The sequence below is a fragment of the Caballeronia grimmiae genome, assembly GCF_022879615.1.
Classification (GTDB): domain Bacteria; phylum Pseudomonadota; class Gammaproteobacteria; order Burkholderiales; family Burkholderiaceae; genus Caballeronia; species Caballeronia grimmiae.
This window is the reverse complement of sequence record NZ_CP084271.1, coordinates 204,920-225,288: the sequence shown is the minus strand read 5'-3', so window position 1 is coordinate 225,288 and position 20,369 is coordinate 204,920. Positions and strand designations below refer to the sequence as shown.

Annotated in this window: 23 protein-coding genes; 8 read left to right on the top strand and 15 right to left on the bottom strand. The window is 64.5% G+C overall.

Annotation, left to right across the window (positions count from 1 at the left end):
- Window position 1: 1 nt before the first annotated feature.
- The 5 genes from LDZ21_RS01065 to LDZ21_RS01045 all read right to left on the bottom strand — a co-directional run bounded on the left by LDZ21_RS01065 (window position 2) and on the right by LDZ21_RS01045 (window position 4,570).
- Window positions 2-313: a cupin domain-containing protein gene (locus LDZ21_RS01065; protein ID WP_244793861.1), complete on the bottom strand. Its 312-nt coding sequence runs from the start codon at window positions 311-313 to the stop codon at window positions 2-4.
- On the bottom strand, window positions 310-1,614 hold the full coding sequence (locus LDZ21_RS01060; protein ID WP_035962352.1) for an MFS transporter: 1,305 nt from the start codon (window positions 1,612-1,614) through the stop codon (window positions 310-312). The genes LDZ21_RS01065 and LDZ21_RS01060 overlap by 4 nt, the downstream gene beginning before the upstream one ends.
- A 236-nt stretch (window positions 1,615-1,850) precedes the next feature.
- Window positions 1,851-2,165: a high-potential iron-sulfur protein gene (locus tag LDZ21_RS01055; RefSeq protein ID WP_035962344.1), complete on the bottom strand. Its 315-nt coding sequence runs from the start codon at window positions 2,163-2,165 to the stop codon at window positions 1,851-1,853.
- A gap of 143 nt (window positions 2,166-2,308) precedes the next feature.
- Window positions 2,309-3,409, bottom strand: a complete 1,101-nt coding sequence (locus LDZ21_RS01050) for an NAD(P)/FAD-dependent oxidoreductase (protein ID WP_244793860.1) — start codon at window positions 3,407-3,409, stop codon at window positions 2,309-2,311.
- A 183-nt stretch (window positions 3,410-3,592) separates the two neighbouring features.
- On the bottom strand, window positions 3,593-4,570 hold the full coding sequence (locus LDZ21_RS01045) for an AAA family ATPase (RefSeq protein ID WP_244793859.1): 978 nt from the start codon (window positions 4,568-4,570) through the stop codon (window positions 3,593-3,595).
- Window positions 4,571-4,841: 271 nt separating this feature from the next.
- Between LDZ21_RS01045 and LDZ21_RS01040 the strand changes: the two genes are divergently transcribed.
- Both LDZ21_RS01040 and LDZ21_RS01035 read left to right on the top strand, forming a co-directional pair.
- Window positions 4,842-5,369: a hypothetical protein gene (locus LDZ21_RS01040; protein WP_244793858.1), complete on the top strand. Its 528-nt coding sequence runs from the start codon at window positions 4,842-4,844 to the stop codon at window positions 5,367-5,369.
- 33 nt (window positions 5,370-5,402) lie between these two features.
- Window positions 5,403-6,209: an endonuclease/exonuclease/phosphatase family protein gene (locus tag LDZ21_RS01035; protein WP_035962341.1), complete on the top strand. Its 807-nt coding sequence runs from the start codon at window positions 5,403-5,405 to the stop codon at window positions 6,207-6,209.
- Between the two features lie 13 nt (window positions 6,210-6,222).
- Here the strand turns inward: LDZ21_RS01035 and LDZ21_RS01030 are convergent, their stop codons facing one another.
- On the bottom strand, window positions 6,223-6,615 hold the full coding sequence (locus tag LDZ21_RS01030) for a response regulator (RefSeq protein ID WP_244793857.1): 393 nt from the start codon (window positions 6,613-6,615) through the stop codon (window positions 6,223-6,225).
- A 148-nt stretch (window positions 6,616-6,763) separates the two neighbouring features.
- Between LDZ21_RS01030 and LDZ21_RS01025 the strand changes: the two genes are divergently transcribed.
- On the top strand, window positions 6,764-7,363 hold the full coding sequence (locus LDZ21_RS01025; RefSeq protein ID WP_244794737.1) for an alpha-ketoglutarate-dependent dioxygenase AlkB family protein: 600 nt from the start codon (window positions 6,764-6,766) through the stop codon (window positions 7,361-7,363).
- Window position 7,364: 1 nt separating this feature from the next.
- On the opposite strand, the gene LDZ21_RS01020 is transcribed toward LDZ21_RS01025, so the two are convergent.
- On the bottom strand, window positions 7,365-7,763 hold the full coding sequence (locus LDZ21_RS01020) for a RidA family protein (RefSeq protein ID WP_035962337.1): 399 nt from the start codon (window positions 7,761-7,763) through the stop codon (window positions 7,365-7,367).
- 178 nt (window positions 7,764-7,941) lie between these two features.
- On the opposite strand from LDZ21_RS01020, the gene LDZ21_RS01015 reads away from it, so the two are divergent.
- Window positions 7,942-8,439 (top strand): MgtC/SapB family protein, encoded by a 498-nt coding sequence (locus LDZ21_RS01015; RefSeq protein WP_035962441.1) that lies wholly within the window; start codon window positions 7,942-7,944, stop codon window positions 8,437-8,439.
- Between the two features lie 12 nt (window positions 8,440-8,451).
- On the opposite strand, the gene LDZ21_RS01010 is transcribed toward LDZ21_RS01015, so the two are convergent.
- The 3 genes from LDZ21_RS01010 to arsC form a co-directional block, all read right to left on the bottom strand.
- The gene (locus tag LDZ21_RS01010; protein WP_244793856.1) at window positions 8,452-9,624 is read right to left on the bottom strand and encodes a GGDEF domain-containing protein; all 1,173 of its coding nucleotides are present in this window, start codon (window positions 9,622-9,624) and stop codon (window positions 8,452-8,454) included.
- 144 nt (window positions 9,625-9,768) lie between these two features.
- On the bottom strand, window positions 9,769-10,068 hold the full coding sequence (locus LDZ21_RS01005) for a hypothetical protein (protein WP_244793855.1): 300 nt from the start codon (window positions 10,066-10,068) through the stop codon (window positions 9,769-9,771).
- A 115-nt stretch (window positions 10,069-10,183) separates the two neighbouring features.
- On the bottom strand, window positions 10,184-10,606 hold the full coding sequence (gene arsC, locus LDZ21_RS01000; RefSeq protein WP_244793854.1) for an arsenate reductase (glutaredoxin): 423 nt from the start codon (window positions 10,604-10,606) through the stop codon (window positions 10,184-10,186).
- Between the two features lie 300 nt (window positions 10,607-10,906).
- Between arsC and LDZ21_RS00995 the strand changes: the two genes are divergently transcribed.
- The 3 genes from LDZ21_RS00995 (at window position 10,907) to LDZ21_RS00985 (ending at window position 12,431) form a co-directional block, all read left to right on the top strand.
- Window positions 10,907-11,203 (top strand): hypothetical protein, encoded by a 297-nt coding sequence (locus tag LDZ21_RS00995; protein ID WP_035962333.1) that lies wholly within the window; start codon window positions 10,907-10,909, stop codon window positions 11,201-11,203.
- A 61-nt stretch (window positions 11,204-11,264) separates the two neighbouring features.
- Entirely contained in the window at window positions 11,265-11,531 is a 267-nt protein-coding gene (locus LDZ21_RS00990; RefSeq protein ID WP_244793853.1) for a cupin domain-containing protein, read from the top strand.
- A 63-nt stretch (window positions 11,532-11,594) separates the two neighbouring features.
- The gene (locus tag LDZ21_RS00985; protein WP_244793852.1) at window positions 11,595-12,431 is read left to right on the top strand and encodes a DUF72 domain-containing protein; all 837 of its coding nucleotides are present in this window, start codon (window positions 11,595-11,597) and stop codon (window positions 12,429-12,431) included.
- 13 nt (window positions 12,432-12,444) lie between these two features.
- On the opposite strand, the gene gudD is transcribed toward LDZ21_RS00985, so the two are convergent.
- From gudD to garL, 4 genes are all read right to left on the bottom strand, one after another.
- On the bottom strand, window positions 12,445-13,794 hold the full coding sequence (gene gudD, locus LDZ21_RS00980; RefSeq protein WP_244793851.1) for a glucarate dehydratase: 1,350 nt from the start codon (window positions 13,792-13,794) through the stop codon (window positions 12,445-12,447).
- Between the two features lie 34 nt (window positions 13,795-13,828).
- A complete protein-coding gene (locus LDZ21_RS00975; protein WP_404980549.1) occupies window positions 13,829-15,163 on the bottom strand; it encodes an MFS transporter in 1,335 nt (444 codons plus the stop codon).
- 207 nt (window positions 15,164-15,370) lie between these two features.
- Window positions 15,371-16,267 (bottom strand): 2-hydroxy-3-oxopropionate reductase, encoded by an 897-nt coding sequence (locus LDZ21_RS00970; RefSeq protein ID WP_244793850.1) that lies wholly within the window; start codon window positions 16,265-16,267, stop codon window positions 15,371-15,373.
- 65 nt (window positions 16,268-16,332) lie between these two features.
- Entirely contained in the window at window positions 16,333-17,118 is a 786-nt protein-coding gene (gene garL / locus LDZ21_RS00965) for a 2-dehydro-3-deoxyglucarate aldolase (protein WP_244793849.1), read from the bottom strand.
- 302 nt (window positions 17,119-17,420) lie between these two features.
- On the opposite strand from garL, the gene LDZ21_RS00960 reads away from it, so the two are divergent.
- Window positions 17,421-18,125 (top strand): FadR/GntR family transcriptional regulator, encoded by a 705-nt coding sequence (locus LDZ21_RS00960; RefSeq protein ID WP_035962319.1) that lies wholly within the window; start codon window positions 17,421-17,423, stop codon window positions 18,123-18,125.
- A gap of 362 nt (window positions 18,126-18,487) precedes the next feature.
- Here the strand turns inward: LDZ21_RS00960 and glmS are convergent, their stop codons facing one another.
- Window positions 18,488-20,305: a glutamine--fructose-6-phosphate transaminase (isomerizing) gene (glmS, locus tag LDZ21_RS00955; RefSeq protein WP_244793848.1), complete on the bottom strand. Its 1,818-nt coding sequence runs from the start codon at window positions 20,303-20,305 to the stop codon at window positions 18,488-18,490.
- Between the last annotated feature and the right edge of the window lie 64 nt (window positions 20,306-20,369).

The following is a 20,369-nucleotide window of genomic DNA, read 5'->3' as shown; positions in this document are numbered from 1 at the left end:
CCTAAACGCTTCCTTCTTTCTCGATCACCAGAATGCGCGCCGCGCCGACGGGCTCGGCGTAGTGCTCGTCGCCGGCCTGGGCGTGCAAGATATCGCCGGCATGGAGCGTGACGGTGCGCTCGCCGTCCGCATCGCGTACGTGCATCCGCACCACGCCGTCCATCACGGCAAAGATTTCCTCGCCGTCGTTGACGTGCCATTTGTATGGCGCATCGGTCCAGTGCAGACGGCACGAGGTGCCGTTCATCACGCAGATATCGAGCGCGCCCCACGCGCGCCCGGCAGTGAACTTGCTGCTTTCAATCACTTTCATTTCGATGCTGCCTGGCGAGTAACGCTGCGCGATTCGTCGACGTCGGCGTGACGCGCGGCGGGAATGCATGCGACGGAGACCAGCGAAATCACGAGTCCGCCCATCACATAGAAGGTCGGCGCGAGCTGCGATTCGGTGACGCGGATCAGCCACGTCACGATAAACTGCCCGAAGCCGCCAAAGATCATCACCGCGATGTTATACGCGAGCGACAAGCCGGTCGATCGCACGTGCGCCGGGAACAGCTCCGCGAGCAGCGCGCCAAACGGGCCGTAGTAGCCGGAGAGCGTAATCGACAACACGCTCTGCACGATGACGAGCCGCATCACGCTCGGCTCCGCCGCGAGCCACGCGAAGAGCGGATAGATCAGAACAAGTGTAATCAGCAGCGACCACAGCGTCAGCCCCTTGCGGCCGATGCGATCGGACCACGCGCCCGCCACCGGGCACAGCACGGTCAGCAGCAGATTCCCGACGATCAACGCCGTGAACGACTGCCCGAACGGCAGCTTCAGTTGCTTCACGGCGAACGTCGGCAAATAGGCGATCAGCACGTAGACCGTGACCGTCAGCGCGACGACGGAGCCGAGCCCGCACAGAATCTCGCGGCTATGCCCGCGGAACACTTCGCCGAGCGTCGCGCGTTGCGCCGTCTTTCGCGCGTGCAGGAAGGCTTCCGTGTCCGACATGTTGCGCCGGATGTAGAGACCGACCGGTCCGATCACGAGCCCGAGAATGAACGGCACGCGCCAGCCCCACGACTCGAGCGCCTGCGGCGACATCCCGCGCGAAATCGCCGCGCCGACGACGGCGCCGAGCAGCAGCGCCGCCGCCTGGCTCGCCATCTGGAAGCTGCCGTAGAAGCCGCGCTTGGAGAACGGCGCGGCTTCGATCAGAAGCGCGGTCGAACTGCCGAACTCGCCGCCCGCCGAGAAGCCCTGAATGAGCCGCGCGGCAACGATAATGAGCGGCGCGCCGATGCCGATCGCGGAGTACGGCGGCGCAATCGCGAGCAGCAGGATGCCGAGCGTCATCATCGCGATGACGAGCATCAGCGCGGCCTTGCGCCCGGCGCGGTCGGCATACAGCCCGAGCACGATGCCGCCGACAGGCCGCATCACGAACGCGACGCCGAAGGTCGCGGTGGTCAGGAGAATCGACGAGTAATCGCTTTCGCTGGGGAAAAACAGCCGCGCGATCACGACGGTCATGAAGCCGAAAACGGTGAAGTCGTACCACTCCAGCGCGTTGCCTATCACGGCGGCCACTACAGCGCGCGCGTTCAATGGTCTGCCTGCCATGCGTACCCCTTTGTCGTTGGATGTGCCGCCGGACTCGCGCGTCCGATGATCCGGTGTGCCGCGCCGCCGCCCTTGAAGCGAGAGAAAACGAAGCGGGAGGCTTTTTTAGCCTAGGCGAGTGTAAAGACCGCGCGTTGGGTTATCAAGCAATGAACAAAAGCGAAAGAAGTCGCACAAGAAAAAGCGCGCCGGGCTTTGCAGCCGGGCGCGCTTGGATGGATACGGTTTTTACCGCGTTACGCCTTCTTCGCGTACGCGCTGCACCATCCCTTCGATGCGACGAGCTTGTTCGCGAACATCGGGCACGGCGCGAATGGATCTTCGGCCTTGCCTTGATAGAACTGGCAGTTGCCGCAGTCCTGGCCAGCCGCGTATTTCGGGAATTTGGCCTTGTCGACCTTGCTTGCGTCGAGCTTGTAGCCGAGCGCCTGAGCGGTGGGATCGCTTTCTTCGACCTTCGGCGCTTCGGCGAAAGCGGCGCGTGAGCCGAGCGCGAACGTCGATGCAACGCCCACGCTGGTGATCAGAAACGTGCGACGGGATGTCTTCATGGTGACTCGCTCCATGTTGTATTGGGGGGAAAGCGCCGTTCTGACGACGGCGACTTCCCGAGCATATCAACACGCGAGCGATTGGTTGACCACGAATGCCAGGAATAAGCGCGGACGGTTCCTTGGCGGCCCGCTAGCGATTCTTAGCGCGCCATGTCGGCGACGCGTTCGCCAATTGCAAGCGATGCCGTCAGCCCCGGCGACTCGATGCCGAAGAGATTCACGAGTCCCGGCACGCCATGCGCCGATTTGCCCTGGATCATGAAGTCGGCGGCGGCCTGGCCGGGACCGGAAAGCTTCGGCCGGATGCCCGCGTAAGCCGGCTGCAGCGCGTCGTCGGGCAGGCCGGGCCAGTAGGCGCGGATCGCCGCGTAGAAGGAATCGGCGCGGCGCGGATCGACGTCGTAGTTCAGCGACGTCACCCATTCCACGTCCGGGCCGAACTTCGCCTGACCGCCCATATCGATCGTCAGGTGGACGCCGAGACCCGCTTCGTTCGGCATCGGATAGATGAGACGGTCGAAAGGCGTGCGCCCGCTTACGCTGAAGTAATTGCCCTTCGCGAAGTAGAGCGGCGGCACGTGACGGTCGTCGAGGCCGCGAATGCGGCGCGCGATGTCGTTGGCGTGCAGCCCGGCGCTGTTGATCAGATACGACGCCCTGAAGCGCGCGGGCGCATCGCCGCCCGTCTCGACGATGAAGCACCCTTCGCGCGCATCGATGCCGACGACCGGCGTATGGAACACGACGCCCGCGCCGTGATTCTCCGCGTCGCCCTGCACCGCGAGCATGAACTGATGGCTATCGACGATGCCCGTGCGCGGCGAATACACCGCTTCGACGCATCGCAATTGCGGCTCCATTTCCATCGCCTGCGCGCCGCTGATGCGTGCCAGCCCTTCGACGCGATTCTCGATGCCCTTCTGTTCGATGGCCGCCAGTTGCGGAAGCTGGTTGCGCGCGGTCGCGACGAGCAGCTTCCCGCATTGCCGATGCGGCACGCCATGCGCGGCGCAGAATTCGTAGAGCATCTCGCGTCCGCGCACGCACAGTTCGGCTTTGAGCGAGCCGCGTGGATAGTAGATGCCCGCGTGAATCACTTCGCTGTTGCGCGAACTCGTGCCGACGCCGATGGCTTCACCCGCCTCCAGCACCATGACTTCGCGCCCGCGCAGCGCCAGCGCACGCGCAATGGCGAGCCCGACGACGCCCGCCCCGATGACCACGCATTCGATCCGATCCATGTCCCTTTCCGCGCAACCCAATCTAACTATTCTACGTGCGCGACTATTGCGCGTCGCACAACAAAGCCACGCAGTTAGCGTTGTTTTCCGGTGCAATTCGGAAAAAGGCAAGGATCTGGCCGCCAGATGACCAAAAAGACAGGTTATCGAGCAGTTTTCGCCGAATTCGGGAGTTTCGCCTCGTCAGAAACCGATCGATTTTCGGCGCGACTGCCGGTCGAGCTGGATATCGCGCGCCTCGACGTGGTGTCTTCCGTCGATGCGCGCGTTGCCGAACGCGTTGAGCATCGCGCGACGCATGCCGCGCGGCGACGCTTGCGTGAGCACATCGAGCGGGGCGTCGCCGAGCGTGTCGGGGAAACGGGCGCCCCACGCGTGCGCTTCGCGAATCTCCGCGTAGATCGCCTGCCCGATACGCCGCGCGCCGTCGCGGTCCGGCGCGGGAATCTCGTAGACGTTCATGCGGTTCAAAAGCGGCTCGGGGATCGCGCGGGCGTCGTTGGCCGTCGCGATCCACACGACGTTGCCCGCGTTGATCGGCACTTCCGCGAATTCGTCGATGAACGCCTGCGCCGTGTCGTGTTCGAGCAGCGCGTAGAGCGCGCCGAGCGGATCGTACTGCGCGTCGCCGGTGGCCTTGTCGATTTCATCGACGGTGATGACGGGGTTCGCGTAGCTGCCGTTCACGAGGGCATCGAATACCTTGCCGGGCTTCGCATTGCGCCATTGCGACGACGCGCCCGACAGAATCCATCCGGCCGTGAGCGAACTCATCGCAACATAATGACTCGACGTGCCGAGCAGCCGCGCAAGCTGTTTCGCGAAATGCGTCTTGCCGATGCCCGGCTCGCCGAGCAGCAGCATCGGCATGAGTTCGAGGCGGTCGTCGGTTTCGAGGCATAGCGCAATCTGCTTGCGGATGTCGTCGAGCGGTTCGTCGAAATTCGGCAGCGAAGCCGCGAGATCGTCGATGGATGGCATGCGGTTCGGCTTCACGCAGAAGCGCAGATTGCCGACCTTGAGCATCTTTTCGTAGGTGGCGCGCAGCGCGTCGCTTGCGCCGTCGGATAGTTCGTTGAGCGCGGTCTCCACGTCGTCGAGACTGTAGACCTTGCTGAAGGATGCCACCGCCAGTTCCTGTTTGACCACGGCCGTCGTCATGTCACACCCCGTCGTTTTGATTGATCGACGGTTTCAGTGTATCGATGACAAAACGACGCGCAAGCGAGCAGTCCGCCGCGTCTGCTGCCAATCGCGGCCGCTTCTGCCGATGACGCCGCGCGCTAGTATCATCGTCGGGATCGATGCGGCGGGCGGGTTCGGAACGTGCTCCCCAACTGGCCGAGCAACGCCGATTCGGCGGCCGCCGCACGCCATCGCAGGCGCGGCCGGGCCGCCATCCGATCATGCCCGCGCGCCGGAGAAGCTTTCAATGACGAAAAGAAACCGCACCGCACTTTTGCATCGGGTCCAATCCGCTCTCATCCTGAGCGCCTGCCTCGCCGCGAGTCACGGCTTCGCGCAGACCACGCCGCAGCCGGTCAACTGGGAACTGCAAGTCGTGCGCGACGGTCAGCAGATCGACTCGTTCACCGCGACGACGAACGTCGGTCAGGCGCGCACCGACACGCATCACAATGTCGTGCAGAATCGTGTCGGTTGCGCCGACAAGCCGGCGGGCGATATCGACCTGCAACGCACCGTCACCGTGTCCCCGACGCACGCGAGCGCCGACGACATCACGCTCGCCATCGATGCGCAGGAGATGATCGAAGACGATGCATCGCGCACGTCGGCTTCCGGCTGCAAGGTGCCGCCGACGCCGCGTCAGGTGAGCGGCTCACATCCCGGCCTCGTGGTGAAGCCGGGAGAATGGGCGCAATGGCAGATCATCGACAGCAATCCATCGCTGGCGTACCGGGTGCGCGCCAGCCTCGCTCCATCCGCGCCGGCCGAGTGACCGGCTGCCGGCGCGTACAAAGACAACGAAAGTATGCGAAACCCCGAACATCTTCCGCCAGCACCGTCCGCGAACGCGGTCACGCCGGATTTCACGGCGGTGAGTTGGAATCTGCACAAGGGCCGCTCGCCGCTCGGCCTGCGCGCGTGGAGCGCGATGCAGCGGTGGGTTCAGACCACCAACGCGGACGTCTATTTCCTTCAGGAAGCCATGGCGCGGCGCATGCCGCAGCCGATGCTCGCAAGCGGTTTCGGCAAGCCGCTCTCCGCTCCGCTCGACGATGTCTGGCATTGCCAGGCCACCGAAATCGCCACCGCGCTCGAATTGCAGATCGCGCTCGGCCCGAACGTCTTCAAGCCGTCATGGCGGCACGGCAACGCGATCCTCTCGCCGCATCCGCTCGATCTTTCCGGTCGATGGGACATCTCCGCGCATCGCTTCGAAAAGCGCGGGCTGCTCGTCGCGCGTGCGACTTTTGCAGGTCACGCGATTACGCTGCTTTGCGCGCATCTCGCGCTGACGCGTGCGGCGCGGCTGCGTCAGATGAACTGGATCGCGCACTGGATCGCGAAGGAAGCGCCGGACGGCCCGCTCGTGCTGGCGGGCGATTTCAACGACTGGCGCAACGACTCCGTGGCGCTCTTCGGCGAGCTCGGCATGAACGAAGTGGCGACGATGCTCGGCGAATCCGGCCGCACGTTTCCGGCGTTCTCCCCGGCGCTCGCGCTCGACAAGATGTTCGTGCGCGGACTGAAGCCGCTCGAGTGGATCGTGCCGACGCAGGATACCGCGTGGCTTTCCGATCACCTGCCCTATATGGCGAGACTGCGGATCGAATGAGACGTGCTCGCGCTCAGGCGCGCGAGAGCAACGCCTGAAGATCGCCGATGGAGACCGGCTTCGTGAGGTGATGATCGAAGCCGGCGTCGAGCGCGGTCTGACGATCGGCGGCGCTGCCGTAGCCGGTGAGCGCGAGCAGCAGCGCGCCGCGTGTCGCATCGCGTTTGCGCATCTCGCGGGCCACGTCGAAACCGCTCATTCCCGGCAGGCCGATATCGAGCAGCACCACGTCGGGCCGGAAATCGTCGACGGAGTTAAGCGCGCACGCGCCGTCGTGCGCCGTCCGCACTTCGTGACCCATGGCTTCGAGCAGCATCGACATCGCGAACGCGGCGTCGGCGCTATCGTCGACAAGCAGAATGCGGCGGCTCTCCGCGCCGCCGTGTGCTTCGGCGGTGGTCGTCATGCGATTTCCATTATTTTCGAGATGATCGAGCCGACTGTAGCACACGCCCCGCTCGCGCCCAAACGTGCGGCAAAGCGATAAAAGCGCAACGCCGGCGTGCGATGGCTCTGCTATCGTGAATCTTTTGGCCGCATCGGCGCGCATCGCCATGTTCGATCTCTTCGACGACATTCCCAAGCCCGACATCGCGTGGCATCCCGACTGGATCGGCGCGGACGCCGGCTGCGACCTGATGGGCGCGCTGATCGATGAAGTGCGCTGGCAACAGGACCACATGAACACGCCGGGCGGGCGCGTGCCGCTGCCTCGCCTGACCGCGTGGCAGGGCGAGCCGGATGCGGTCTATGTCTATTCGGGCATCCGCAACGTGCCGCAGCCGTGGACGCCCGCCGTCGCGCAACTTCGCGATGCCGCGCAAGAGACGGCCGGCGCGCGCTTCAACAGCGTGCTGATCAATCGCTATCGCGGCGGGCAGGACAGCATGGGCTGGCACGCCGACAAGGAGCGGGAGCTTGGACCGGAGCCGGTGATCGCTTCGGTGAGCCTCGGCACGGCGCGCACCTTCGAGTTCCGCCATGTCCGCACGCACACGACGCACACGCTCTCGCTCACGCACGGCAGTCTGCTGGTGATGCGCGGACGCACGCAGCTCGAATGGGTGCATCGCGTGCCGAAGGAGCCGGGCGCGCGTGGCGAGCGCATTAACCTGACGTTCCGGTGGGTGGATGCGTCGAAGGCGCGCCGGTGATCTACGGCCGCCTTGCGACGAAGTCGATTTCCACGAGCGCATCGCGGGCGAGCGCGGTCACGCCGATACACGTGCGCGCCGGCAGCGGCTTCGGCGCGAAGTACGAGCGATAGACGGCGTTCATCGCGTCGTAATCGCGTTTGAACTCGGTCAGGAAGATGCGCACGCTCACGACGTGGTCGAGCGTGAGGCCCAGCCCCGTCAGCACGATGATGAGGTTGTCCATCACGCGCCGCGTCTGCGCCGCGATGCCGTCGGGCAGCGGCGCGGTGTCGTCGTCGGGATGGGTGGGCATCTGGCCGGTCAGGAAAACCCAGCCATCGGCTTCCGCCGCGTGCGAGAACGGGCCGACCGGCGTCGGGGCCGCGTCGATCATCGAGAATCGGGTCTGGTGGGTCATGTCGTTTCAGTCGCCTCTAGGCTGATGCAGAGCAAAGCACGTTATCGCGACAAAAAATCGCGCGGTGCGGGCCACTGTCGTTTGCACCGCTTCAATGCGAAGATCGACGGACTTACAGTTGCACTACGCCGATCCGCGCCTTCTCCGCGCGACAAGAAAACCGACAACGGAGCCCGCGATGCTGCCCTACCCCATTCTCGCCGATGCCGTCCTGCGCATGCTGTGCGCGGTGCTCGTGGGCTGCATCATCGGCATCGATCGTGATTTGCACGGCAAGCCGACAGGCATGAAAACGCTCGGGCTGGTATCGCTCGGGGCGTGCATCGCGACGATGTGCGCAATGGGCTTCTCCACGCGCACGCTTTATGACGACGCCGATGTGTCGCGCGTCGTGCAGGGCATCGTGACGGGAATCGGATTTCTGGGCGCGGGCGTCATCATCCAGAACCAGGCGGAGAATCGCATTCGCGGGCTGACGACGGCCGCTTCGATCTGGGTCACGGCGGCGGTCGGCATCCTGTGCGGGCTCGGCATCTGGAGTCTTGCGATCATCGCGACGGTCATGCTGATCGTGCTCCTGATCGTGGGCCGCGTCGTCGAGAAAAGCCTGCTTCGGCGATGGATGCGCAAGCCGCCCGGCGAGCGCGCAGCGCGCGGCGGCGTCGACGATGACTGAACGCCGCACGGCTTACGTGGCCGCATTCTCCACCGGCCCGTTCACGCGATCCCGTCCCGCGAGCTTGGCCGCGTACAGCCGCGCATCGGCGCGCGCCATCAGCGAGGCCAGCGATTCGCGCCCATCCCACGCCGCGATGCCCGCGCTGAACGTGTAACGCAGCACGCCGCCGGATACGCCGCAAGGCGTCGACGCGACCGTCGCGCGCAGGCGCTCGACCAGCGCGGTCACATCGCCGATGCGCGCCGCCGTGCAGAGCAGGCAAAACTCCTCGCCGCCGATGCGCCCGAACGCATCGCCGTCACGAATGCGCGCGTTCACGATGGCTGAAAAATGGCGCAGCACTTCGTCGCCGCCCGCGTGGCCGTATCGGTCGTTCACGCTCTTGAAGTGATCGAGATCGATGACCGCGACATACTCGCGCCGGCCGTCCTGCGAAGACCGGGCAAGCCGCGACGCGGCGGCTTCGAGCAGCGCCTTGCGTGACAGCGCGCCGGTGAGATCGTCGAAGCGGGCGAGCCTTTCGAGGCGCATCGCGAGGCGGTCATGCGCCATGATGACGAGCCCGATGCACAGCGACGGCAACACGAGAATGCCGAGCGCGAGAAACGTGATCTGCATCGGGCCGGGTTGAAGCAGCGCCGTCTGCGGCGGTGGCGCGACCGTGTAGATCGCGCCGCGCGCGGTGTGGCCGAACGTCCCGAGCAAGGCGGCGCCGGCGACGAACAGATAGTTGTAGCGCGGCCGGTCGGGCGGGCGCGACAGCAGCACGCGGCCCGCAATCGCGAGATCGCACGCCGCATGGAACGCCGACACGATCATCACGCGCACATGCATGTCCGGCGCGACATAGGTGTAGTACGTGATGCCGGCCATCACGCCCAGCCACATCATCCAGCCGACGGCGCGCGCCTGAGTGCGGAGCCGCACGCCGAAGAAGTCGTTGCAGCCTTCGTAGATCAGAAGCGCCGTTGCCGCGATGAGCTGATTCGCGACGACGACGCCGAGCCACGCGGGCACGACGTTCTGCATCGCGAACAGCGCAAGCGATGCGATCGCCAGCACGTTCGCCCAGAGCCAGCGCGGGACGCCGTCGATGGCGTGGGATGACAACGAGATCAGCACCAGTATCGAGAGCACGCTCGACAATGCGGTGACGACGAGGATGCTGACCGGACTGAACATCGTGAAGGAATTGGAATGCGGCTATCCACGCAATAACGGCGCGGACGCACGCGACTTGAGGCGTACGGCCAGGACACGATGACGCAGCGCCAACGAGAACGCGGCGGGCCGCAGAAGCCCGCCGCGTCTCAGAAGTCGATTGCGTTACCAGCCGTGCCGGTCGTGCCACCGGTCTTCACGGCGCATCTCGTGCCGCCAGTGACGCTCACGACGCTCGCGCCACTGATGTTCGCGCCAGCGTTGCTCCCGCCAGCCGTCATCGTATCCGTAGCCATAGCCGTAAGCGACCGGGGCGGGCTGCACGTACACCGGTTGCGCAGGGCCGTAATAAGCCGGCACGCCGACGCCGACCGCCACATCGGCATGCGCAGACGCCGATGCCGATACCGCAAGCGCCGCCAGTCCCGCGAGCCCGACGACCGTACCAAGAAGTTTGTTCTTCATCTCGCTTATCTCCTGCACCGAGTGCCGTGTGAGTCAGGTGCAGTCTAGAAGGCGATGTCTGACACAGGTGCAACAGCAATGCCAGAAAGGTAACGCGGAGTAACGGCTTGCAGCATCAGCGCACGCGCTTGCCTTGCTCGTCGATGACCACCTCGCCGTCTTCCTTCGTGAACGGTCCTCTCTGCGGCGACGGCAGGATGTCGATCACCCGTTCCGATGGACGGCACAGCCGCGCGCCGACCGGCGTATCGACGAACGGGCGATTGATGAGAATGGGATGCGCGAGCATCGCGTCGATGAGCTGATCGTCGGTAAGCGCGGGATCGCCGAGGCCGAGCTCCGCGTAGGGCGTGCCCTTTTCGCGCAGGGCGTCGCGCACCGTCAGACCGGCGCGCGCAATCAGCGCGGTGAGCGTCTCGCGGCTCGGCGGATGCGTCAGATACTCGACGACGTTCGGCTCGATGCCCGCATTGCGGATCAGCGCCAGCGTGTTGCGCGAAGTGCCGCATTGGGGGTTGTGATAGATGGTGACGGTCATCGCGCTCTCCTTGGTTCGATGGTTCCCGGGTTCGTGAATGACTTGCATTCTATTGCTGGCAGCGCATGTCGTCGTTGACCGCATCGTGTCATGCGCGCGACCGGATCGCCGACGTATAAGCGTATTTCCTGTTCATTGCGAAGGCCGCCGCCTATAACGGAATTGCCGCGAACACGCGCAACGCCCGCGAAGCGATGCACGAACGTCCGCACTGCGCGCTTCCTGCGGCTCACCGGATACGAACGGATGCGCGACAGCATCGCATGAATCGTCGCGCATCCCACTCAAGGAGTCGAAGACATGAAATCGAAGCTCATCAAGACGGCGCTTGCCGTCTCGGTACTCGCCGTCGCGGGCATCGCATCGGCGCAGCAGACTTATTATCGGACCGCGCAAGTGCCAGGGCAGGCCACGCCGGACACATGGACCCAGCCCGGCGCGATGCAGCAGGGCGCAAGCATGGATAGCACCGGCGATACATCGTATGGCGGCATGCCATCGACGCGCGGCGGCGCCGGCTCGATGAGCATGGGCGGCAGCCCGATCTCCAAGCCCTGCGTCCGCGGACCGCAGTGCGATATCTTCTTCGGCAACTGATTTCGCATCGGCGCCCGGGGCGCGTCCGGCGCGCCCTTCCCTCTTTCGTCCGGATTCCCTCATGCAACGCGACGCCTATCTCACCCTTCTTTCCGCCGAGGGCTTCGATGAAGTCGTCACCGTCACGCGCGAACCGAACGGCTCGCTCGACATTCACACGCATCCGTTCGAAGCGAAGGCGCTAATTCTCGAAGGCGAACTGACGATCCGCATCGGCGATGAAGCGCGGCTGTATCGCGTGGGCGAAATCTTTCATTTGCCGGCCAATGCCGCGCATTCTGAGCAGTATGGCCCGCAGGGCGTGAGCTATCTCGTCGGGAGGAAATGACGCCGCGCACGCGCGCCTTCCTTGTTCGTTACACTCGTGACGGGTTCGGACAGGAGACGCCCCATGGCGACCAAAAAGAAAACGAGCGGCACGCCGACCATTCGTATCGGCGTTGGTGGATGGAATTTCGAGCCGTGGCGCGGCACCTTTTATCCCGAAGGGCTCGCGCAAAAGCGCGAACTCGAATTCGCGAGCCGCGCGCTGACGAGCATCGAAGTGAACGGCACGTTCTACGGCTCGCAGAAGCCCGCGACGTTCGCCAAGTGGCACGACGAAACGCCCGACGATTTCGTGTTCTCGCTGAAGGCATCGCGGTATTCGACGCATCGGCGGGTGCTGGCGGAAGCGGGCGAATCCATCGAACGCTTTTTCGCGAGCGGCGTGCTCGAACTGAAGGACAAGCTCGGCCCGATCAACTGGCAATTCGCGCCGACCAAGCAATTCGATGCCGAAGATTTCGAAAACTTCCTGAAGCTGCTGCCGCAAGAAGTGGAAGGGCGCGCGATTCGTCACGCGGTCGAAGTGCGGCACGCGAGTTTCGTCGATCCGGCGTTCGTCGCGCTGCTTCGGCAATACGGTGTGGCGGCCGTCGTCGCGGGCGATTCGAAGTATCCGCAAATCGCGGATGTGACCGCGCCTTTCGTCTACGCCCGCATCATGGGCACGACCGAAAAGCCGGCCAACGGCTATACGAAGGCCGCGCTCGACCGCTGGGCGAAGCGCGTCCAAGAGTGGGCGGCAGGCGGTGCGCCCGACGACCTGCAGACGGTCGGAGAGACCAGGAAACCGGCTGCGAAGGCATCGGCGCGTGACGTTTATCTGTACGTCATCAGCGGGAACAAGCCTGCCAATCCCGCCGCCGCGATGGCGCTCATCGAGCGGCTGAAGCGCGACTCCTGACGAGCGTTCGGCTTCAGCGCACGAGACACGGACGCTTGTTGTCGAACTTCCAGTTCGGAATCAGATATTGCATCGCGATGCCATCGTCGCGCGCGCCGAGGCCGTGCTCGAGGTAAAGCGCGTGCGCCTTCTCGATTTCGTCCATATCGAGTTCGACGCCGAGCCCCGGCGTCGCCGGCACCTTCACCTTGCCGCCGACGATCTGCAGCGGATCGCGCGTCAGACGCTGGCCGTCCTGCCAGATCCAGTGCGTATCGATGGCCGTGATCTTGCCCGGCGCGGCCGCGGCGACATGCGTGAACATCGCGAGCGACACATCGAAGTGATTGTTCGAATGCGATCCCCACGTGAGACCCCAGTCGTTGCACATCTGCGCGACGCGCACGGAGCCCTGCATCGTCCAGAAATGCGGGTCGGCGAGCGGGATATCGACCGATTGCAACTGCATGGCGTGGCCCATCTGACGCCAGTCGGTTGCGATCATGTTCGTCGCGGTCGGCAGGCCGGTCGCGCGGCGGAACTCCGCCATCACTTCGCGGCCCGAATAGCCGTTCTCCGCGCCGCACGGATCTTCCGCGTAGGCGAGGACGTCGTGCTGGTCGCGGCACAGGCGGACCGCTTCCGCGAGCGACCACGCGCCGTTCGGATCGAGCGTCACGCGTGCGTCCGGGAAACGCTCGGCAAGCGCCGTCACCGCTTCGATTTCGGCATCGCCCGCGAGCACGCCGCCTTTCAGCTTGAAGTCGTTGAAGCCGTAGCGCGCCTGTGCGGCTTCCGCGAGGCGCACGACCGCTTCCGGCGTCAGCGCGACTTCGGTGCGCAGGCGCTCCCAGTCGTCCTTGCCGTTCTCGCCGGACGCATAGGGCAGATCGGTCTTGTTGCGATCGCCGATATAGAACAGATAGCCGAGCATCTCCACTCCGTCGCGCTGCTGGCCTTCGCCGAGCAGCGCGGCAACCGGCACGCCGAGATGCTGGCCGAGCAGATCGAGCAGCGCGGCTTCGAGCGCGGTCACGGCGTGGATCGTCGTGCGCAGGTCGAAGGTCTGCAGGCCGCGACCGCCCGCATCGCGATCGGCGAATTGCGTGCGCGCGCGGTTCAGCACCGCCTGCATGTTGCCGATGGATTGCCCGACGACGAACGCGCGGGCATCGTCGATGGTCCGGCGGATGTTCTCGCCGCCCGGCACTTCGCCGACGCCGGTATTCCCCGCGCTGTCCTTGAGGATGACGATGTTGCGCGTGAAGAACGGCGCATGCGCGCCGGAGAGGTTCATCAGCATGCTGTCGCGGCCCGCGACGGGCACGACGCGCAGTTCGGTGACTTTCGGAGTGGCGTTCGGTTGGATTGCGTTGGTCGACATGTGAGTGGTCCCGAAGTGGATGGTCAAGCCGCGTTCAATGTGCATTGCGGGGCGATGCGTGGCCGACGGGCGTCCCGTCCGAGCGCCGGTTGCGCGTAAGGAAGGCAGCCGCCGCCGCGATCAGCGACGCGACGCCGAGCGCATACAGGCCGCCCGATACAGAGCCCGTATGTTGTTGAAGATAGCCGAACGTCGCGGGGGCGAAGAAACCGCCGAGATTGCCGACCGAGTTGATCAGCGCGATCACGCCGGCCGCGACGCGCGCATCGAGATAGCCTTGCGGAATCGGCCAGAACAGCGACGCCGCCGCCTTGAAGCCGATCGCCGAGAAGCAGATAGCGACGAAAGACAGCACCGCATTGCCCGTCGTCGAAGCGAACAGCCCGCACGCCGCGATGACGAGCGCCGTCGCGAGCCACGCCTGCTGAAAGCGCCAGCGCGCGGAGAGCAGCGCGAAGCAGTACATCGCGACCATCGCGATCAGCCACGGCACCGCGTTGAAGAGGCCGACCTGGAAATCGGTGAGGCCGCCCATCTTGCGGATGATCGTCGGCAGCCAGAACGTCGCGGCGTAAATGGTGAGCTGGATCGCGAAATACAGGAAGCAGAACAGCACGATCTGCGGGTCTTTGAGCAGCTGGAGCGCGGACACGTGACGGCCGCCCGTGGCTTCGCGCTCGGCCTGCTCGTTCGCGATTGCCCTTTGCAGCGCCTGACGTTCGTCGGCGGTGAGCCAGTGCGCGTCGGCGATGCGCGACTTCAGCAGCATCCAGCTCAGGCCGCACAGCAGCACCGAGAAGCCGCCTTCGATCAGGAACATCCACTGCCAGCCGTGCAGGCCGAGGCCGCGAATCGACAGAAGGCCGCCCGTGATCGGCCCCGACAGCACCGACGCGATGGCGGACCCGCCCAGGAACACGGCGATGGCCTTGCCGCGCTCCTTTTGCGGCAGCCATTGCGTGAAATAGAACACGACGCCGGGGAAGAAACCCGCTTCGGCCACGCCGAGCAGGAATCGCAACACGTAGAACGACGTGTCGTTCCAGACGAAGGCCATCGCCGCGGCGACGATGCCCCACGTCCCCATGATCCGCGTGAGCCACGCGCGCGCGCCGTACTTCTGCATCAGCACGTTGGACGGCACTTCGAACAGCGCATAGCCGATGAAAAACAGCCCGCTGCCGAGCCCGTAAGCCGCCGCGCCGATGCCGAGGTCCGTCTGCATGTGCGAGTTGACGAAACCGACGTTCACGCGATCGATGTAATTCGCGATGAACATGATGAGGAACAAGGGCAGGACGTGGCGCTTGACCTTGGAACTGGCCGATTCGAGCAAGTCGTCGGCGCGCGTGGCGGGAGCGGATCGCAAGCTTGTCTCCTGACGTGGTAGGTTGTCTGACGACAGTCTATGGTCATCGGACGACTATGGCATCGCGTGTTTACCCTTTGGCTCGGCATGCAGCGCCTTTTCGCCGTGCCGTCGCAGTGCAGTCAGTAGACGTCTGACAACTCTATGTGGCGCCAACGGAAAAGCCGGCTTGCGCCGGCTCTCGTGTGCCCTTCTCCCGAACGAAGGTTACTTCACGTCCTGCCCGATCTCATGGTTCGCCAGAATCTCGAGCGCGCGGACCATGCCCGAGTGGTCCCACGCCTTGCCGCCGTGCGCGGCGCACGCGTTGAAGAGCGCCTGACACGTCGCCGTGTTCGGCAGCGATACGCCGAGTGATTGCGCGGTCGCGAGCGCCAGGTTCAGATCCTTTTGATGCAGTTCGATGCGGAAGCCCGGATTGAACGTGCGCTTGGTCATCCGCTCGCCGTGGACTTCCAGAATCCGCGACGACGCGAAGCCGCCCATCAGCGCGGTGCGGACCTTTTCGGCATCGACGCCCGCTTTGGACGCGAGCAGCAGCGCCTCGCCGACCGCTTCGATCGTCGCCGCGACGATCACCTGGTTTGCGACCTTGCACACCTGCCCCGCACCGACCTCGCCGATCAGCGAGATATTCTTGCCCATCATCTCGAAGAGCGGCTTCACCTTGTCGAAGGTGGCTTGCGCGCCGCCGACCATGATCGTGAGCGACGCCGCCTTCGCCCCGACTTCGCCGCCGGAAACGGGTGCATCGAGATAATCGGCGCCGCGCTCGCGCACTTTCGCGGCGAACTCGCGCGTGGCGATCGGCGAGATCGAGCTCATATCGACGACGATCTGCCCCGCGCGCAGCGAATTCGCGACGCCGTTCTCGCCGAACAGCACGCGCTCGACGTCGGGCGTATCCGGCACCATCAGGAAGATGACGTCGGCTTTCTCCGCGACGGCTGCGGGGCTGTCACTTGCCGTGGCGCCCGCCTGCGTCAGTTCGGCAGGCACGCCGCTGCGCGTGAACGCCGCCAGTTCGACGCCGTTCTTGACGAGATTCGCCGCCATGGGAAGGCCCATGATGCCGAGACCGATGAAGCCTGCTTTTGTCGCCATGTATTGCTCCTTGGTTCAGGTGTCGATGTCCGGGTGCTGCGAGAGAAGCGCGAATCTGTCGCAGCTTACTCTTCGATGAAGTGTTTCTTCACGGCCTGCGCCGTGTTGCGAAGCATGCCGAGATCCGCGCCGACGGCGACGAGCGTGCAGCCCATCGACAGATAGCGTTCCGCGTCCTGCTGCACGGGCGCGAGGATGCCGCTCGGCTTGCCCGCCGCGTGCGCGCGTCCGAATACGTGAGCGATGGCCGCCTGCACGTCCGGATGATTCGCGTTGCCGAGCTGGCCGTACGCGGCGGCGAGATCGGATGGTCCGACGAAGAGCGCATCGACGCCATCGACGGCGGCGATTTCGTCGATCGCATCGACGGCCGCGCGGCTCTCGATCTGCACCGCGACGCTGATGTTGTCGTTCGCCACCTTGAAGTAGTCCGCGACAGTCCCGTAACGGTTCCCACGATGCCCGACCGACACGCCGCGGATGCCGTGCGGCGGATACCGCGTCGCGGCGACGGCGCGGCGGGCATCGGCGGCACTGTCGACGAACGGGATGAGGAAGTTGACGAAACCGGCATCGAGCAGCCGCTTGATCGCGACCGGCTCGTTCGCCGGCGGACGCACGACGGGCGCGCTGACGCTGTCCTTAAGCGCCATGAGTTGCGGGATCAGCGTGAGCGCATCGTTGGGCGCGTGCTCGGCGTCGAGCAGGATCCAGTCGAAACCGACGACGCCCAGCAACTCGGTGACGATCGGACTCGCCAGCGACGACCAGCAGCCGATCAGCTTCTTTCTCGCCAGCAGCGATGTGCGGAACGCATTGGGCAACGGTCGATACGGTGTCGAAGACGGCATGATGCCTCCCTGTGGCGGGTGGGTCGTTTGGATGCGGCTAAGTCATAGGATGTCTTAACAGAACATACCGGGTTTTCTTGAGCGTGGAACGAGGCGTTAACCCTTAATTCTCTTACCCGATGCGTCTCGGCTTCGTGTTGCTCGTTCCATGTAGATATACGATGTCTTATCAATTCGATGTTCACTGAATTGACGGAGCCTTAGCCGCACTCCATGATGGTTCATCGGACGTCCCGGCGAAACCCGCGCTGGGGCGTCATTGGCGTCATCCGACTTCAATCAATATCAGAACCAGACCGAAAATGCCCAGCCTCACCGATAAAGTCGTCGCCGCGCTCGTCGAAGAGATCGAACGCGGCGTGCTTCGCCCCGGCGACAAGATTCCGACCGAAGCCGCGCTGATGAAACAGATGGCCGTGAGTCGCTCGGTGGTGCGGGAGGCGGTATCGCGGCTGCAGGCGGCAAACGTGGTCGAGACGCGGCACGGCGTCGGCACGTTCATCAGGGCGATGGCGGATCGCGAGTCGGTGCGGCTGCACGATGCCGATTTGTCGAACCTGCTCGACATCATGGCGATCATCGAATTTCGAATCGATCTCGAAGGCGCCGCCGCCGCGCTGGCAGCGGGACGCCGGACGGAGCAGCATCTCAAGCAGATTGCCGGTGCGGTGGAGCGTTACGAAGAACAGATCGCCAATGGCAGCACCGATGTGCTGGAGCATGACGTCGAATTTCACTTGCAGATCGCGCGGGCGAGCGGCAATCGCTATTTCTACGATGTGCTCAGTCAGATGGGACGCGCGGTGAGTCCTCGCACGCGCCTTGGCAAAGCGGAGATTGCGGAACTGGATCAGATCGAACGGTTGCGCAACGTGCTCAATGAACACAAGGCGATCTATCGGGCGATCGTTCGCCAGGATGCCGACGATGCCCGCGCCGCGATGCGCATGCACTTGAGCAACAGCCGAGAGCGTCTGCGGCAGGTTCACGAGACGGCTGTTGAGTGAACTGCGCTGCTTTGGTTTTGGGCAGCGCTGCACGCGCCTCTAAGTAAACAAAAGGATTCGTATGTATACGTGGTAGTAGTTAACAAGCCCGCGCCGTTTCAGTGGATAACCTGCTTCGAGCGTTTTGCGTCAATGACTTGCCGAGTAAACAACTTCGGTATGGTTTGGCGGATTGCGGGCGGAAGCCGGGACAACTTTCGGCGATTCTCGCGGGACGGCGGGTTATGCAGAAAGCGTCAACGGTTAACCGGTGCGGTGTCGACAGGTTTGTCCACAGGTAAACGCGGGAGCGGTCGGGTGAGGGACGAAAAAAAGCGCCTCGGATGAGGCGCTTCGAGCATCCGGTTACATCCCGACCAACATCACTCCACCGTCACCGACTTAGCCAGATTCCGCGGTTTGTCGACGTCCGTCCCACGCGCACACGCCGTGTGATACGCCAGCAACTGAAGCGGCACCACATGCAGAATCGGCGACAACGCACCGTAGTGCTCCGGCATGCGAATCACATGAATGCCGTCCTCGCTGACGATGCGCGTGTCGGCATCTGCGAACACGTACAGCTCTCCGCCGCGCGCCCGCACTTCCTGCATGTTCGACTTCAGCTTCTCGAGCAGCGTGTCGTTCGGCGCCACGGTCACGACCGGCATCGCTTCGGTCACGAGCGCCAGCGGCCCGTGCTTCAGTTCGCCCGCCGGATACGCCTCGGCGTGGATATACGAAATTTCCTTGAGCTTGAGCGCGCCTTCCAGCGCGATCGGGTAATGCAGCCCGCGCCCGAGGAACAGCGCATTCTCCTTGCGCGCGAACTCTTCCGACCACGCGATGATCTGCGGCTCCAGCGCCAGCACGCTATTCAACGCGGCCGGCAAGTGACGCAACTGACCGAGATACGCCGCTTCCTGCTTCGCATCCACGCGGCCGCGCAGTTTCGCCAGCGTCACAGCCAGCACGAACAGGCCGACGAGCTGCGTCGTGAACGCCTTCGTCGACGCCACGCCGATCTCCGTCCCCGCATGCGTCAGGAACGCGAGTTCCGTCTGGCGCACCATCGCGCTCGTGCTCACGTTGCACACGGCGAGCGTGTGCGCATGTCCGAGCGATTGCGCGTGCTTGAGCGCGGCGAGTGTATCGGCGGTTTCGCCCGACTGCGAGATCACGACGACCAGCGCCTTCGGATTGGGCACCGACTCCCGATACCGGTACTCGCTCGCAATCTCCACCTGCGTCGGAATCTTCGCGATCGATTCGAGCCAGTACTTCGCCGTCAGCCCCGAGTAATAACTCGTGCCGCACGCGAGAATCAGCAGGCTGTCGATGCCCGCGAACACGTCCTTCGCGTTCTCGCCGAAGAGGCTCGCGGTGAATTCATCGCCTTGCGGAATCGTGTCGGTGATCGCGCGCGGCTGCTCGAAGATTTCCTTCTGCATGAAATGGCGATACGGCCCCAGCTCCACCGCGCCGCCATACGCGGCCACCACGCGCACTTCGCGCTCGGCGGGCATGCCCTGACGATCGACGATCTTCACGCCATCGAGCGCGATCTCGACGACATCGCCCTCTTCGAGGAACGCGAAGCGATCCGTGCTGCCGGCCAGCGCGAGGGCATCGGAGGCGAGGAAGTTCTCGCCCTCGCCCACGCCGACGACGAGCGGCGAACCCTGGCGCGCGCCCACCACCGTATGCGGCTGATCCTTGTGAATCACCGCGATTGCATACGCGCCGTGCAGCTGCTTGACGGCCTCGCGCACGGTCTGGAACAGATCGCCGCGATACATGCTGTGAATCAGATGCGCGATGACTTCGGTATCCGTCTGCGAGACGAACTCGTAGCCCTTGTCGCGCAGCATCGTGCGCAGCGACTCGTAATTCTCGATGATGCCGTTATGCACGAGCGCCACGGTATCGCGCGAAAAGATCGGGTGCGCGTTGTCGGTGACGGGCGCGCCGTGCGTCGCCCAGCGGGTGTGCGCGATGCCGGTCATGCCGGCAAGGTTCGTTTCCTTTACTTGGGCATCGAGATCCGACACGCGCGCGACGCTGCGAGCGCGGCGCGGTTCGCCATGACTCAGCACGGCGACGCCGCAGGAGTCGTAGCCGCGATATTCGAGCCGCCGCAAACCTTCGACGAGCACTGGGACGATATTACGTTGCGCAACCGCGCCGACAATTCCGCACATGGCGATATCCTTTGAAATCTGAACCGAACGCACCAATGACAAGGCCGCGCCTTCCGGCACGGCC